The following is a 15032-nucleotide window of genomic DNA, read 5'->3' on the forward strand; positions in this document are numbered from 1 at the left end:
GAACAGAAATGGCTCCGGCGTTGCTTGAACCGTATATGTTCGAAAGCCCCAGGCTCAGGGGTTATATATCTTCTTCACCTGCGGGTTCGGCGAACAAGCCGGTGTCGGTGGGCAGGTGCGAGAGGACGCCGTTCAAGCGTGCGTGATGGCCCTCGGTGGCAGTCAGCAATGCTTCAGCATCCCTCGCGAGGAAGGCCTGCAGCTGCTTGCTGTGGTCGGCGTGCAGCACCACGCGATCCATCGTCGACACATGCACCATGGGCTGCACGGGTTCGGTGATGTTCCAGGCGTATTCGAGCATGTGCACCACGCGCGGCATGCCCGACGGGCGCACCAGGGCCAGGTGGAAGTTGCGGGTCTCGCGGTGATAGGCCACCGCGTTCTCGGTGAGCACCGCCTGCTCGAGGCGGGCGTGGATCTCGCGGGCCAGCTGATGATCGGCCTCGGTGGCATTGTGCACGGCCGCGGCCAGCGCGGCGGACTCCAGGCGCTCGCGCACGATGTACAGCTCGCGCAGCTCGTCGGCGGTCAGCATGGTGACCTGGTAGCCGAAGTTGGGCCGGTGCTCGACCAGGCCCTCTCCGATCAGGGTCTGCAGCGACTCGCGCACCGGAATGGCGCTCACGGTGAATTCGCGTGCTATCTCGCCCAGCGGCAAACCGGTGCCGGGCGGCAGGTTTCCCTCCAGGATCAGCCGGCGCATTTCGCCGAGAATCTCCTGCTGGGAGTAGCCGCGGCGGGCGTCCAGCGGCGGGTTGAGCTGGGGCAAACGGGGTAGGCGGGGTCGAGAAGGCACGGCCCCAACCCTAGCCCTACGCGTAACCGGGTTCACAGCCATCACCGGTTGTGAGCCATTTCGCGGCGGTTGCCCGGCCGGGTGTGGGTCAGCTCTCGTCGGTGTCGTAGCCCAGGGCCTTGAGTGAAAGCCGGTGCAGGGTATCCCTTTCCGCCGGGGTCAGGCGGGCGAGCAGCACATCGGTGGCGGCGGCGATCTTCGCATCGGTCTCCGCGCGGACCCGATTGCCGGCGGCGGTGATAGCCAGCCGGTATTTCCGGCGGTCGTGCGGATCGCGGGTGCGGGTGACCAGACCGGCCTTCTCGAGGCTGTCGATCAGCCGCACCACTTCGCTGCGGTCGATCTCCAGGACGTTGGCCATCTCCTGCTGGGAGATCTCACTGCTCTCGGCGAGGTAGGTGAGCACCCAGTGCTCGCGCAGGGGTGTCCCGAGGTGGGAGTGCATCGCCTTGTGCAGCTTGCCCAGTGCGTAGGTCGGGTGGCGCAGCAGGCTCGGGGGGTGGGCCTCGGCTGGGATGGAAGGTTCTTCGGGCACCCGCTGATTATATCTATTGTTGGGCTACTCAATCATTGATACGCTCTGCAATTGAGTTGCTCATCAACTATTGAAGGAGAGGTCCGATGACGCAAATGCGTTCGGACACCAGGACATCCGGTGCCGGGGGAGCGCCCGCCCGGGCTCCCGTGCCCGCCGATTCCGGCAAGATCCCCGCGTATGTCTGGCGCACCGCCGGCGTGGTGGTGTTCGGCGCGGTCATGGGCATGCTGGACACCTCGCTGGTCAATATCGGGCTGCACACCATCGGCGCGGATCTGGGTGCGTCGCTGGCCACGATCCAGTGGGTGGCGAGCGGATACCTGCTGGCCCTCGGTGTTTCGCTCACCGTGTGCGGCTGGCTGGCGCGGCGGGTCGGCGTCACCCGGCTGTGGATGGGGGCGCTGGTCGCCTTCACCCTGACCTCGGCGGCGTGCGCCTTCGCGCCGACCGCGGGGTGGCTGATCGGAATGCGCGTCCTGCAAGGACTTGCGGCGGGACTCATGATCCCGGCCGGGCAGACCATCCTGGGTCAGGCGGCCGGGCCGCAGCGCATGGGCCGGGTCATGGGTGTGGTCGGCATCGCGGTGGTGGGCGCGCCCGCCATCGGGCCGACCATCGGCGGGCTCATGCTGGCGCACTGGAGCTGGGAGTGGTTGTTCCTCATCAACATTCCGTTCGGACTGGCCGGATGGGCGCTGGGGCTGCGGTATCTGCCACGGACCAGCGGGGTGGCGACACAGCCGCTCGACGTGATCGGGCTGGTGCTCGCGGGTGGCGGCGTATCCGCCGTGGTGTACGGGTTGTCCGAGGTCGGGACCACGGGGTCGGTCACCTCGCCGTCGGTGTGGCTGCCCGTCGTGCTCGGGCTCGCGAGCCTGGCCGGATTCATCACCCGTGCGCTGCGCGGTGAACGGCCGCTGCTGGACATCCGGATGTTCGGCAACCACGCTTTCCGGGCCGCCACCAGCGCCAGCTTCTTCGCGGGCGGCGCCATGTTCGGCGTGATGGTGTTGCTGCCCTTGTACTTCCAGGTGCTGCACGGCACCGGGCTCATTCGCACCGGCGTCGATCTGCTCAGCTACGGCCTGGGCGGCATCATCATGCTGCCGCTGGGCGGACGGCTGACCGACCGGTTCGGCGGCGGCCGGGTCGCGGTGCTCGGCAACCTCGCCATCGCCTGCGCCGTACTGCCGCTCGCGTTCCTGCCGGTCGGCGCGAACGGAATCCTCATCCAATTCCTGCTGTTCGCGGCGGGTCTGGCCACCGGTGTCGGCGCCATGCCGCTGGTCTCGGCGGCGTATGCGGCGGTCCGGCACGAGCAGCTGCCCGACGCCACGGCCTTCGTGAACATCCTGCAGCGGGTGGGCGGCGCCGTCGCGGTGGCGCTGGTGGCGGTAATCCTCTCCCGGGCAACGTCATCCGGCTGGGCGCCGGTGTCCGCCTACCACCTCGCCTTCGGGGTCCTCGCCGCCCTCTCGGTGGCTGCGTCCGCGGCGTCGCTCGTCCTGTACCGGCTGCAGCAGCGGGTGAAAGCGGCTGCCGCCGAACCGGTTCCCGCGCGACAATGAACAGGTGAACGAGCCGGAATCCCTCGCATCCCGCAGGAACCGCGTCGAGCGGTTCCTGTGGGATCGCGGCACACAGACCATCGATCATCCCGGCGGGACGCTGCTCGCCCACCTGGGCCGGGTCGCCGACACCCTCGCGGCGTGGGGACACGACGGCGACCTCCAGCTCGCCGGCCTGGCCCACGCCGTGTACGGCACCGACGGATTCGGTGTCTCGCTCGTCGAATTATCCGATCGCGCAACGGTTGTCGAGCTGGTCGGCGCCCGGGCCGAGGGGTGGATCTATCAGTACGCCGCCTGTGATCGCGGAACGGTCTATCCCCGTATCGACGCGGATCCGGTGCGGTTCCGGGACCGCTTCACCGGCGGCGAATTCGAGCCCTCCGCGGCCGATTTCCGGGCCTTTCTGGAGCTGACGATCGCCAACGAGCTGGACGTGCTGGCGCAAAACGCCGAACTGGCAGCGAAATACAGCGCGGGGCTCTACGAGCTCTTCGCGCGCGTCCGCTCCCACCTCTCGCCGTCCGCCTGGTCCGCTTGCGAAGGTCAGCTGACCTCCTTCCCCGGCCGGGGCGGTCGCAACAGCTAGATTCGAGTTAATCGAGGCGGCTGTCATCGAACCCCGATCCGAAGGAGCGGCATGCGAGCAGCGATTGTCTTCCCGGTACTGGCTGCCCTATTTCTGACCGCCTGCGGCGCCACCTCCGACACGACCACACCGACGGCGGAATCTCCTGGGAAGCTGGTCTCACAGCGATCACTGGGCAATCTCGACCCCGCCCTGACGGCCGCGATGTCCTCGGCCACCTACATCCGCTATCAATCCACCTCCCCGACAGGGAAACCGATCGAGGTATCGGGCGCGGTCTTCCTCCCCACCGGGGACGCCCCCGCCGGCGGCTGGCCCGTCATCGCCTTCGCCCACGGCACCTCCGGAGTCGTCAGCGCTTGTGCCCCCACCAATTCGCCCACCCTCTTCGGCTCCGCCACCACGGTGGCCGGACTCCTGTCCGGGCATCGCGCCGTGGTGATGACCAACTATCAGGGCCTCGACGGCCCCGGCAACGCCCCATACCTGGACTCCCGATCCTCCGGCTACGACGTCCTCGACTCGATCCGCGCCGCCCGCTCCGCCGGCCTCCCGCTGTCCTCCGACACCGTGCTCCTCGGCGTCTCACAGGGCGGCCGCGCCGCCGAATCGGCCGCCGAAACCGCGAAATCCTATGCGCCGGAGCTGAACATCCACGGCGTCGTCCTCCTGTCACCCGCCCTGGAACTCCAGCTCGCCGACACCGTCCGCACCGGCACCCTCAACGCCCCCGACCAATACCTGATCATCCCGTATCTCGTTGCCGCAGTACGTGACACCACCCCTGACTACCGCTACGACCAGGTCCTCCACGGCGACCTGCTCACCGCCGCACCGCATCTCGAATCCGCCTGCGCGGGCACCCTCACCCCCTCCGACATCGCCCTCGGCCAGGCCGCCACCCCCGCCGAGGCATCCTTCACCGACGACGCCGCAGCCCGCCCGTTCACCGACTTCCAATCCCGAACGAACCTCCCCCACTCCGCCACCCCACTCCCCACCTACGTAGCTCGCGGCGACGCCGACAAACTGGTCGACACCGCCTGGTCCACCGCCGCGATATCCACAATGTGCACCCTGGGCACCCCGGTCCACGACCTCACAGTCCCCGGCGGCCACGACGCCCCCGCCACCGTCGTACCCCAGTGGTCGTCCTGGATCGAAGACCTGTTCGCGAACAAGCCCTTTCACTCCACCTGCCCGCACTGATCCGCCGAGTTCGTCCCACGCCCCGAGTAACAGGATCAGGGAGCTCTCACTGCGGCGACTCGGACAAATTCCCGCGCTGAGAGCTCTATGATCTTGATCGGGGCTAGGAACCGGCCCAGCTCAGCAGCTTGTCGAGTGGCCAGGTGTTGATGATGTGGTCGGCGGGGACGCCGTTGTCGAGGGCCCGCTGGGCGCCGTAGCCGAGGAAGTCGAGTTGGCCGGGGGCGTGGGCATCGGTGTCGATCGAGAAGTGGCAGCCCAGGTCGAGGGCCAGGTTCAAGAGGCGGGTGGGTGGGTCGCGCCGTTCGGGGCGGGAGTTGATCTCGACGGCCACGCCGTGGTCGCGGCAAGCGGAAAAGACCTGTTCGGCATCGAATTTCGATTCCGGGCGGGTGCCGCGGTTGCCTTCGACGAGGCGGCCCGTGCAGTGGCCGAGAACCGTCGCCCGGCCGCCGGATACGGCGCGCACCATGCGGCGGGTCATGGCGGCGGCGTCCATCTTCAGCTTGGAATGGACGCTGGCGACCACGATGTCGAGGCGGTCGAGCAGTTCGGGTTCCTGGTCGAGCGCGCCGTCGTCGAGGATGTCTACCTCGATGCCGGTGAGAATGCGCATGGGCGCGAACCGGTCGCGGAGTTCGTCGATGACATCCAGTTGCTGCCGCAGCCGATCCGGTGAGAGCCCGTTGGCGACGGTAAGCCGGGGCGAGTGGTCGGTGAGCGCGCAGTATTCGTGCCCCAGTGCCTGCGCGGTGGCCATCATCTCCGTGATGGACGCCGATCCGTCCGACCAGTTCGAATGCACGTGCAGGTCGCCCTTCAGCGCGGCCCGCACCTCGCCGCCCCCGAGATCCTTTGCGGCGGTCCGCAATTGGATCAGCGTGTCCGGCTCCCGTCCGGCCCACGCCTGCGCGATCACCGCCGCCGTCTTCGGCCCGATCCCCGGCAGCGACTGCCAGTCGCCGGCCCGCCCCAGCCGTTCCCGCTCAGTATCGTCGAGCCCCTCCACGATGTCGGCGGCATTGCGATAGGCCATCACCCGCCGGGAATCCTCCCGGGCCCGGTCCTTGAAGAACGCGATCATCCGCAGCGCGACGACAGGATCCATGCCTTCAGTGTGCCCGCGGAACCCGGCGAAGTGGTCGCGGTTACGGGCGTGTGGTGCGGTGCAGCATAACGGCTGAGCCCGCCGCGACCACCAGACCGCCGACGATGAGGAATCCGTCCGTCGAATCACGCAGGGACCGTTGCTCGTTGAAGGTCCGGACCACCGGCCGGCCTTTGTTGGTGTCGTGGCATTCCTGCCCGGGTTCGAGGGTGTGGCCGGAGCATTCCAGGGGCAGGAACAGCCGGACGATTCCGGCGATCAGCAGCGTCAGGCCGATGGCGATTCCGATGGTGTGGGCGATTCTGAGTGAGCGCCGGGTGGGCTGCATGGCATTCCTCGAGCATGGACACTGCGTTCCGCAGCGCGTTGATCAGGCTTCCGGAAGCGTAGAGGGTGTGGTCGCCAGGCGCAGCCAGGTGCCGGAGAGCCATCGCTCGTAACCGTCCGGGTCCATACCGAGGGTGCGGACCATGAGGTTGTAGGTGTCGGCCTGGCCGAGTGGGCCGGCGGTGGCGATGATCCAGTCCAGATCGGCGCCGGGATGCAGCAGGCCGTCGGTGTGCATGCGACGCCAGATGTCGGCGATGTGCTGCTGTGTGGCGGCGCGCCCGGCCTGGGCGGCCTCGGCGATCAGCGGTTCGCTGGCCTCGGCGGCGACCGCTGCGGCGATGACCGGGGCGGCGCGTTCCATGAGCTCGCGGGCGCCGCGCGCGTAGGAGGTGATTCGTTCGTCCAGTGTTGGCGCGGTGGCGGCCCGGATGTGCCAGTCGCGGTGTGCCACATCGATGTCCTGCATGTCGCCGACGATCGCCACGTCGATTGTCCGTTTGAGCAGTTCCGCCTTGGACCCGAAGCGTAGGTACACGGTTCGAGAGCCCACCTCGGCGGCCTCGGCGACCGCGGCCAGGGAGGTCGCCGCGTACCCGTCGGCTATGAACAGCCGCCGCGCCGCGTCGAGGATCTTCCGTTCCGTCTCGGCCTTGCGGGCGTCCCATAGCGGAGATGTCTTCTTGACACCGGGGCTCATTCGCTGCATCCTTACTGCATCACTACAGCGATGCTGCATCATTACACTGATACTGCAAAGGATAGCAGCAATGATCCCCACACTTGCCGGGGTGCATCACCTCAAACTCCCCGTGTCCGATCTGGCACGGTCCATCGACTGGTACCGCAGCCGCCTCGGCTACACCGTCGGCGTCGAATTCCGTGAGCAGGGCGACCTGAGGGGTGTCGCCCTGCATCACCCGGCCGGCGGTCCCATGCTCGGCCTGCGCCTCTATCCCGAAAAGGCCGCCGCCGCAGCCGGATTCGACTACTTCTCGATCGGCGTACCCGACCGGCCAGCTATGCAGGCGCTGGCCGCGCATCTCACCGCCCTCGGCGAATCCCATGCCGGCGTCCATTTCGCCACCATCGGCTGGATTCTCCCCGAGCTGCACGACCCCGACGGCCACGAAGTGCGCTTCTACACCGTCGAATCCCACACCGAGCTCGGTGACGACCCGCTGACCGTCGACAATGCCCGCGAAACCGCGGAAGCCGTGGAGCGCAACGAGACTCGCTGACCTCGGTCGGTCACGCCCGCGGCTCTCCGTCGACGGTGACGGGGACGTGACGGCGCAGGAAGCCGAGCTGATCGGCGACCACGCGATCGAAGGCCGCGCCGCGGTAGATGTCGAAATGCCCGTCGGCGTAGGTGCGGACCTCACCGCGTGGCGCCCGGGCCGCGCAGCGCAGCGTGGCCTCGGCCGGTGCGACGGAATCGGTTTCGCACACCGCGAACAGGATCGGCACCTCGATGCGGTCGGTGAACCGGCCGGGCCGATCGGTCAGGATGTCGAAGACGACGCGGGCCGCGGCTTCATTGCGGAAGTCTGTGCCCGGCGGAACCAGTGCGAGATAACCGGATTCGGCGTCGGGCGCGGTCATCAGGGCGGTACCGTCCACGGGCCCGGCGGTCGTGATCATGTGCGGTGCGCGGCCGAACAGCGCACCGGCGATGTCACGGACACCGGCGAGGGTGGCCTTGATCGAGTTGACCGGCGGAATGGCCAGGGTGGAGGCGATGCCGTCGGTGAACGGGCACTGGGCGATGGCCGCGACCAGTCCGGCCGGGCGCCGGGCCGCGGTGTAGATGGCGTGCCCGCCGCCGAAAGAGGTGCCCCAGGCCACGATTCGCGCGCCGTCGACCTGCGGCAGCTGCCGGGCGAAGGCGATCGCGGCCGCCCAGTCGGCGCGCTGTCGGCGGGTCGACAGCAGATACCGCGGCATGCCCTCGCTGTCGCCGAAGTGGCGGTAGTCGAAGATCAGGCAGGCGTATCCGGCGGCGGTGAAACGTTCGGCGTAGGCGGCCAGGCCCATCGCGCGGATCGCGCCGAGCCCGTGCGCCATGACGATCACCGGCGGACGGCTCCCGGGCAGCTGCTCCGGCAGATAGAGGGTCGCCGCGCAGTGGTTCCCGTCCCCGGACGGGAACCACACCTCGTGTTCGCTTGCGCCCGTGGTGTTCTCGCGCATCACGCCACCGCCTCGCCGTCGCGGGCGCGGCGGGCGGCGACGCTCGCGGTCGGGCGATCGACCCGGGAGAGCCCACCCGGGCGTTGCGCGCCGCGGCGGCGTTCCAGCCGCAGATCGCGCATGTAGTCGTCGAAGTCGACCTGGATGGTGTGGCGCTTGGAGGCCACGTAGCGACGCTGGATGCCGCGCCGGTGTGTGGTGATCTCCCGCTCCATCTCGGCCGGGCCGGGCAGGTGATAGCGGCCCTGCAGGTGGTCGGCGATGAGGTGGGCCTGGCGTTCGGCGATCGGCATGATCGCACCCAGCGGCTGCACCAGCCCCACGAAGTACAGACCCGGCACCTCCGGATGGAAGACCCGGCGGTACAGGCGTATCCGATTGTCACCGGACGGGTCCACGAAGCCGGGGTCGAAGAACGGGAAGCTGATCTTGTATCCGGTGCAGAACACCACCAGATCCGCGGTCACCCGGCGGCCGTCGGTGAACACCACCTCGTCGCCGTCGAAGCGATCGATGGTCGGCATCGGCGTGATCGCCCCGTGCGCGAGCCGATCCAGGATCCGGCTGGACATGGTCGGATGCGCCTGGGCGAACTTGTGATTCGGCGCGGGCAGCCCGTAGCGGGTCATCGGCCCGGTCGCCGCGGCCATCAGCTTGCGGGCCAGCGGCCAGCGCAGGAACGACGGGAACCATTCGGCCGCTCCGATCCGGTCATAGGGGCGGCCCCACACGTACTTCGGGATCACGTGCACCCCGCTGCGTGCCGAAAGATAGGTCTCCGCAGCGTGATACGAGGCATCGACCGCGATGTCCATCGCGGAGTTGCCCATGCCCAGCACCACGACCCGTTTGCCGGTCAGCTGCGCTTCCTCGGTGTAGGCGTGCGAATGCATGATCGTGCCGCGGAATTCGCTGGCGCCGGGGAACATCGGCTCGGGCAGGCGGGGATCCCAGTGGTGGCCGTTGGCGACCAGCACCGCGTCGTAGCCGACGGTCTCGCCGCTCGACAGCGTCACGCGGAAGGTGCCGTCGGGCAGCGGCTGCACGTGGTCGACCCCGGTGCGGAACCGGATGCGGTCGCCGAAACCGAAATGCCGCACGTACGCATCGAAGTAGTCGGCGATCTGATCGTGACGGGCGAAGTCGGGCAGGTGCGCGGGCATGGGGAAGTCGCTGAACTCCATGCGCTGACGCGAGGTGTTGATGTGCAGCGACCGATACGCCGCCGACACCCCGTTGCTGTTGCCCCACACCCAGTTGCCGCCGACCCGGTCGGACAGCTCGTAGCAGTGCACGTCGATGCCGCGTTCGGTCAGCACCTTCACCGCCGCGATACCCGCGGAGCCCGCGCCGATGACGCAGACCCTCGGCTCGTCGGCGCGGATTCCCGGCTCGTTGGACTTGGTGGGCATGATTCGGACTCCTTTATGACCAGCGGTCATATGACCGCCGGTCACTGTAGGATCGAAACCGTCGCACAGTCAATAGCCCGCGGGCAGAGGAGATCGGTGATGCCGACAGGAACTTGGGACCGGCTTGCCGCGCCGCGCCGGGCCGCCGTGGTGGCCGCCGCCGAGGCCGAATTCGCCGCCCGCGGGTTCAGCGGCGGCAGCCTCAACACCATCTGCCGAGAGGCCGGCGTCTCCAAGGGCAGCCTGTTCCAGTACTTCGCCGACAAGGCCGACATGTACGTCTACCTGGCGGAACTGTCCAGTGAACGGATTCGCTCGACCATGGAGGCGACCGTGAGCGAACTCGACTGGGAGAGTGACTTCTTCGGCTCCCTCGACGTCCTCCTCGAAGCCTGGATCCGCTACTTCCACGACCACCCGCTCGAGCGCGCGATGACCGCCGCCGCCAACCTCGAACCCGACCCCGTGGCCCGCACCGCCGTCCGGGAAGCCGTCAACCGCCATTACGTGGCAGTGCTGCAACCCCTCTTCGACGTGGCGACCGCGCGCGGCGCCCTCCGCCCCGGCACCGACACCCAGGCCCTGCTCGCCCTGCTGCTGCTCATGCTGCCCCACCTGGCCCTCGCTCCCCACGTCCCCGGCCTGGACCCGCTGCTCGGCCTGGCAGAGGGCGACGCCGACCACGCCGTCGCCACCGCCCACCGCTTGGTCACCACCGTGTTCGACCCCTACCGCGCCGGCAACTGACCCCGCGCCGGAAGGGATCTCGCCATCGCGCGCTCACCCGGCTGTCCCGCGGTGATCGGTAGGATCGGGTCATGACCGAGCGCAAATCGCCCGGGCTCTCCTTCGAATCGTGGATCGACAAGCAGGTCCGCGAGGCAACGGAGCGGGGCGAATTCGACAACTTGAAGGGCGCGGGCCAGCCCATCCCGCCCGGTGCGGCCGACGAAGACTGGTGGCTCCGCAACTATCTGAAGCGCGAGGGCCTGGGCGGAGACGCCCTCCTCCCCGAATCGATCATCCTCCGCCGGGAACGCGAACGAATCCAGGAGACCGTCCGGGACATGTTCTCCGAGCAGGACGTTCGCGCAACCGTGGCCTCCCTCAACGACCGCATAGTCCACTACCTCCGCATGCCCACCGGCCCCCACGTCCCGATCGGCCCCCTGAAGGTCGACGACGTCATCGAAACCTGGCGCGCCGAACGCAAATCCGCCCGCCCACCCCGCGTTTCCGCCCCGCTCGAACCCATCGCTACCGAACGGTCTTGGTGGCGACGACTTTTCAGGCGCTGAGTCGCCAGAACAGACTCCTGGACCTGGACATTCTCGGCCGACGTCCAAGCGACACAGGGTGGGCTCCGGCCCCATCGGCTGCACCATTGACGCCGACCGGACCTGAGCCTGGTGGGCGTTGTGACCGTAAGCGGGTGCCGTTGCCGCCGTGGGGATTCTGTGATGGGCGAAGGTGGGTGGCGGTTATTGGAGTTCGCGGCCGGAGTCGTGGCCTGCGATGGCGCTGCGGCGGAGGAATTCCGCGATGAGCTGGAGTTGTTCGGTTGTGTAGTCGGCGCAGATGTCGTCCAGTGAGCTGTTCATGCCCGACAGTAGGTGGTAGAGCTCGCCGAGGCGGTCGGGGAGGGTGCGGACCACGACCGAGCGCCGGTCGGTGGCGGCGCGTTCGCGGACGATCCAGCCGCCGCGCTCCAGCCGGTCGAGGATGCCGGTGAGGGTGGCGGGGTGCAGTCCTGCGGCGCGGGCCAGGGCGGTGGGGCTGATGGGGCCCTGACTGTTGATCACGTCGAGGCAGTCGACGTCGACGTCGCGCAGTTCCAGGCGTACCCCGACCTGACGGTTGAGCATGGCCAGGTTGCTGCGCAGCCCGCGCATCGCGCCCTTGATATCGCCTGCTGCGCGCCGCCGCAGCCGGGCTTCTTCGCGATCCGCCGCCGCACCCACCACGCCTCCCGTCGGCTCGTATGAGCTTCGTACTTTACGTCACCCGTAGTTGGCGCTGGATGGGCCTCGACCTGCGACTGTGCTGACAAGTGAGTGATCCAGCTCACCTTGTAGTACGAAACTCGTAGCATCTAGGCTTTGAATTATATGAATTTCGTACAAAAGATTGGAGTTCACGATGATCGTCATCACCGGTGCGACGGGAGTCGTCGGCCGCGAAACCATCCAGCTCCTACTGGAATCCGGACGGCAGGTGACCGCCGTCAGCCGCAACCCGCAGCGGGCGGCGCTGCCCGCGGATGTGCGTGTGGTCGGCGGGGATCCCTCGGACCCGCGCTCGCTGGGTCCGGTGTGGGACGGCGCGGAAGCGGTGTTGATCAGCCCGCGTGCGGCCGGAGCGGCGGCCGGTGACCTGCTGGGCGCGGCCGCCGGAGCGGGCGTGCGCCGCGCCGTGGTCATCTCCGCGCTGACGGTGCAGTACCCGGCGGGAGAACCGCGCTTCGCCGACGGATTCCGGGCCGCGGAACAGGCCGCGCGGGACTCCGGCCTGGAATGGACGGCCTTGCGCTGCGCGGACTTCGACGCCAATGCGCTGGCCTGGGCCCCGCAGCTGCGCGCCACCGGAACCGTCCGCGGTGCGTACGCCGCCGCGGCCACCTCGCCGATCCACCAGCGCGATATCGCCGCCGTGGCGGTTCGCGCGCTCACCGAATCCGGCCATGGCGGAAGCGCTTACGTCCTCACGGGCCCGGAGTCACTCGACCAACGTGACAAGGTGCGCATCCTGGGCAAGGCCCTCGGCACCGACCTGTCGTTCGCCGAAGTCGCGCCGGACCAGGTGCGGGCCGCGCTACTGGCCCAGGGCTTGCCCGAGGAGGTTCCGGACCGGCTGCTCGGCTCGCTCGCCGACTATGCCCGCACCCCTGGCCCGACCACCGGCACCGTCGCGGAATTGCTGGGCCGGCCCGCGCTCACCTTCGCGCAGTGGGCCGACGAGAACACCTCCGCATTCCAGAACTGAAGGGATCCACCGAATTCCGTAGGGGTACTCACGAGGTCGGGACGGCCAGCGGCAGGGCGGGCGGGAAGATCACCGGAACCGCGGCGGGTGCGCGGTGGAATGCGCTCGGCCGCCATTCGAGTTGGTCTGCGGGCATGGCCAATTCGATCTCGGGAAGCGCGTCCAGCAGTTGGTCCAGTGCCTCCTGCACGATGACCAGGGTCACGGATTGGGCTGGGCACGACCGTGATCCAGCGCCCCACGCCAGATGCGAGCGGTTGCCGATGCGATCGCCCGCCACCGCCGGATCGGAATTGCATCCGGTCGAGCTGATGATGACCGGGTGGTCGGCCGGCACCCACACATTCTCGACCAGCTGCGGCTGACGGGGATAGCGGGCGCAGGAGTTGGCCAGCGGGGGATTGACGAACAGCACCTCGTCGATCGCGTCCCGCACGGTCAACGCACCGGCGAGCAGATCATCGTGGAACTGCTTGTCCGTCAACATCAACAGCACCGTATTGACGATCAGATTCCAGGTGGGCTCGCTGCCGCGGGCATAGAGGACCGCGAGCTGTGCCACGATCTCGGCGTCGTCGAGCCCGGCCGGGTGCGAGATGAGCCGCGAGATCACGTCCGTGCCGGGTTCGCGCCGCTTGGCGGAGACCGCCTCCAGCAGGTCTCCGGTCAGGCGCTGGTTGTAGCGGTCCGAGGTCTCCTCGTCGGGGGCGTCGCGCAGGACGGCCATCGCGTCGAACACCCGCTCGCCGACCTCCGGGGACAGGCCGAGCAGATTGTTGACCACCCGCACGGTCAGCGGCACCGCGAACTGGTCGAGCAGGTCGGCCTTTCCCGCACTGCAGAATTCGTTGATCAACGGCACCGCGGCGGCCTCGACCTCACGCCGCAAGGTGAAGAGATCGACGGCGCGCAGCGTCTCGAGGTAGGCGGGCCGATAGCGCGTGCGGTGCTCCTCCTCCGCGCCGGAACCGATCGTCCCCCACTCCATGATCGGCAGGACGGGACAGTTCTGGGGGAGGCTCGACTCCCAGGCTCTCGGATCGGCGGGAAAGCGGTCCGGATCACTCAAAATACGCAGTGCCGCACGGTATCCGATCACCAGCGTCGCCGAAACTCCGGCCGCCACTTCGACCGGGGCGAGGTGGCCGTGCTCGCGCCGCATCCGGTCGAACGCGGTGCGGGGATCGGCGGTGAACTCGGGCGAATACAGCCTCATGCGGCCTCGAACACGTCAGTTACCAAGGTGTAGCTCCCATGGACGGATGAAATGCGACCAGTTCCACGACCCTCGGTGCAACGATCACACAGGATCGAGAACGGTCGGTATTGCTGCTGGAATGCTGGTGGCGCGTATCCACTTGCCGGGCAATCGGATACATCGATGCCGTCTTCAGTTCGCCAGCAGCACTCCAGTTTCGAGTCAATGATCAGCGTTCACTTCCCGGACACGTCCATTCGTGAGATATGTTTCGCTGGAACGTGTTTCGGTGATGCGGGAATCTTACCGCAATCCTCGATGAAGGCGCAGCGAACTCTGAGGTCGACGGTTGCGTCCGTCATCGCCCCCGGTCACGGCCGCTGCCGCGGCCAATTGCCGAGGCGCGGGAACATGGAGTCCGACACCGGCTCGGCCACAACGGCTCAGGCGTTCAGACCGATGTTGCAGCGCGTTCACCGCCATGTGAACTACAAACTCTCGCGGCCTCGACCGACGCGCGGATCGGGGCCGCCGCCGGACGGCCGAGGGCCCGGGCTGGGCGGCAAAGGAGGGTTAGGCTCGGGACGTGCCGACTCTGTTGATCATTCATCACACGCCGTCGCCGTTCATGCAGGAGATGTTCGAGGCGGTGGTGGCGGGCGCCACGGATCCCGAGATCGAAGGGGTCGACGTCGTACGGCGGGCCGCCCTGGGCGTGACGGCGAGTGATGTGCTCGCGGCGGACGGGTACCTGCTGGGGACGCCCGCGAATCTCGGCTATATGAGCGGAGCGCTCAAGCACGCATTCGACACCTTCTATTACCCGTGCCTGGATTCGACCCGGGGCCGGCCCTACGGGCTGTACATCCACGGGAATCAAGGGACCGAGGGGGCCGAACGGAGTGTCGAGAGCGCGACGACCGGACTCGGCTGGGAGAAAGCGGCCGCGCCGGTGATCGTGTTGGCGAAGCCGGAGAAGGCGGAGATCGAGCGCTGCTGGGAATTGGGGGCCACCATCGCCGCACAGCTGATGGGTTGAGCCCCCGATTTCTGGTGGCTGACATATTCGGCGGCTCGCCCGTCATACTCGTGGGGGCGTTCTCGGGGAACGT

At 68.1% G+C, this 15032-nt stretch carries 17 protein-coding genes; 8 read left to right on the forward strand and 9 right to left on the reverse strand.

Features of this window, described 5'->3' with window-relative positions:
• Positions 1–61: 61 nt before the first annotated feature.
• Together ACWEQQ_RS26535 and ACWEQQ_RS26540 are read right to left on the reverse strand one after the other, a co-directional pair.
• Positions 62–796: a GntR family transcriptional regulator gene (locus ACWEQQ_RS26535; RefSeq protein WP_379383699.1), complete on the reverse strand. Its 735-nt coding sequence runs from the start codon at positions 794–796 to the stop codon at positions 62–64.
• A gap of 88 nt (positions 797–884) precedes the next feature.
• Positions 885–1331, reverse strand: coding sequence for a MarR family winged helix-turn-helix transcriptional regulator (locus tag ACWEQQ_RS26540; RefSeq protein ID WP_452350119.1), 447 nt, complete (start codon positions 1329–1331; stop codon positions 885–887).
• A gap of 86 nt (positions 1332–1417) precedes the next feature.
• Between ACWEQQ_RS26540 and ACWEQQ_RS26545 the strand changes: the two genes are divergently transcribed.
• From ACWEQQ_RS26545 to ACWEQQ_RS26555, 3 genes are read left to right on the forward strand one after another with little or no spacing between them, the layout of a single operon-like run.
• Positions 1418–2902, forward strand: a complete 1485-nt coding sequence (locus tag ACWEQQ_RS26545; RefSeq protein WP_452350120.1) for a DHA2 family efflux MFS transporter permease subunit — start codon at positions 1418–1420, stop codon at positions 2900–2902.
• A 4-nt stretch (positions 2903–2906) separates the two neighbouring features.
• Positions 2907–3491 (forward strand): DUF6817 domain-containing protein, encoded by a 585-nt coding sequence (locus tag ACWEQQ_RS26550; RefSeq protein ID WP_452350121.1) that lies wholly within the window; start codon positions 2907–2909, stop codon positions 3489–3491.
• Positions 3492–3542: 51 nt separating this feature from the next.
• Positions 3543–4700 (forward strand): lipase family protein, encoded by a 1158-nt coding sequence (locus tag ACWEQQ_RS26555; RefSeq protein WP_452350122.1) that lies wholly within the window; start codon positions 3543–3545, stop codon positions 4698–4700.
• A 103-nt stretch (positions 4701–4803) separates the two neighbouring features.
• Here ACWEQQ_RS26555 and ACWEQQ_RS26560 read toward each other — a convergent pair whose 3' ends face one another.
• Genes ACWEQQ_RS26560 through ACWEQQ_RS26570 form a run of 3 tightly spaced genes read right to left on the reverse strand, consistent with a single transcriptional unit; the run spans position 4804 to position 6835 of the window.
• Positions 4804–5808, reverse strand: coding sequence for a PHP domain-containing protein (locus tag ACWEQQ_RS26560; RefSeq protein WP_452350123.1), 1005 nt, complete (start codon positions 5806–5808; stop codon positions 4804–4806).
• A gap of 40 nt (positions 5809–5848) precedes the next feature.
• Positions 5849–6136, reverse strand: a complete 288-nt coding sequence (locus ACWEQQ_RS26565; RefSeq protein ID WP_452350124.1) for a hypothetical protein — start codon at positions 6134–6136, stop codon at positions 5849–5851.
• Positions 6137–6178: 42 nt separating this feature from the next.
• The gene (locus ACWEQQ_RS26570) at positions 6179–6835 is read right to left on the reverse strand and encodes a TetR/AcrR family transcriptional regulator (RefSeq protein ID WP_452350125.1); all 657 of its coding nucleotides are present in this window, start codon (positions 6833–6835) and stop codon (positions 6179–6181) included.
• Between the two features lie 70 nt (positions 6836–6905).
• Here ACWEQQ_RS26570 and ACWEQQ_RS26575 point away from each other — a divergent pair, with 70 nt between their 5' ends.
• The gene (locus ACWEQQ_RS26575) at positions 6906–7376 is read left to right on the forward strand and encodes a VOC family protein (protein WP_452350126.1); all 471 of its coding nucleotides are present in this window, start codon (positions 6906–6908) and stop codon (positions 7374–7376) included.
• Positions 7377–7386: 10 nt separating this feature from the next.
• On the opposite strand, the gene ACWEQQ_RS26580 is transcribed toward ACWEQQ_RS26575, so the two are convergent.
• A complete protein-coding gene (locus ACWEQQ_RS26580) occupies positions 7387–8328 on the reverse strand; it encodes an alpha/beta hydrolase (RefSeq protein ID WP_452350127.1) in 942 nt (313 codons plus the stop codon).
• Positions 8328–9740 carry a flavin-containing monooxygenase gene (locus tag ACWEQQ_RS26585; protein ID WP_452350128.1) on the reverse strand — a complete coding sequence of 471 codons (1413 nt, stop codon included), beginning with the start codon at positions 9738–9740 and terminating at the stop codon, positions 8328–8330. The genes ACWEQQ_RS26580 and ACWEQQ_RS26585 overlap by 1 nt, the downstream gene beginning before the upstream one ends.
• Positions 9741–9839: 99 nt before the next feature.
• Between ACWEQQ_RS26585 and ACWEQQ_RS26590 the strand changes: the two genes are divergently transcribed.
• Together ACWEQQ_RS26590 and ACWEQQ_RS26595 are read left to right on the forward strand one after the other, a co-directional pair.
• Positions 9840–10487 (forward strand): TetR/AcrR family transcriptional regulator, encoded by a 648-nt coding sequence (locus ACWEQQ_RS26590; RefSeq protein WP_452350129.1) that lies wholly within the window; start codon positions 9840–9842, stop codon positions 10485–10487.
• Positions 10488–10558: 71 nt separating this feature from the next.
• Positions 10559–11038, forward strand: a complete 480-nt coding sequence (locus ACWEQQ_RS26595) for a DnaJ family domain-containing protein (RefSeq protein WP_452350130.1) — start codon at positions 10559–10561, stop codon at positions 11036–11038.
• Positions 11039–11221: 183 nt separating this feature from the next.
• Here ACWEQQ_RS26595 and ACWEQQ_RS26600 read toward each other — a convergent pair whose 3' ends face one another.
• A complete protein-coding gene (locus ACWEQQ_RS26600) occupies positions 11222–11701 on the reverse strand; it encodes a MarR family transcriptional regulator (protein WP_452340505.1) in 480 nt (159 codons plus the stop codon).
• A gap of 178 nt (positions 11702–11879) precedes the next feature.
• On the opposite strand from ACWEQQ_RS26600, the gene ACWEQQ_RS26605 reads away from it, so the two are divergent.
• The gene (locus ACWEQQ_RS26605) at positions 11880–12722 is read left to right on the forward strand and encodes an NAD(P)H-binding protein (RefSeq protein ID WP_452350131.1); all 843 of its coding nucleotides are present in this window, start codon (positions 11880–11882) and stop codon (positions 12720–12722) included.
• 28 nt (positions 12723–12750) lie between these two features.
• Here ACWEQQ_RS26605 and ACWEQQ_RS26610 read toward each other — a convergent pair whose 3' ends face one another.
• Positions 12751–13938: a cytochrome P450 gene (locus ACWEQQ_RS26610; RefSeq protein ID WP_452350132.1), complete on the reverse strand. Its 1188-nt coding sequence runs from the start codon at positions 13936–13938 to the stop codon at positions 12751–12753.
• Between the two features lie 568 nt (positions 13939–14506).
• Between ACWEQQ_RS26610 and ACWEQQ_RS26615 the strand changes: the two genes are divergently transcribed.
• Positions 14507–14959, forward strand: coding sequence for a flavodoxin family protein (locus tag ACWEQQ_RS26615; protein WP_357006853.1), 453 nt, complete (start codon positions 14507–14509; stop codon positions 14957–14959).
• The last annotated feature ends 73 nt before the right edge of the window (positions 14960–15032 follow it).

Source organism: Nocardia sp. NPDC004123, from assembly GCF_053603795.1.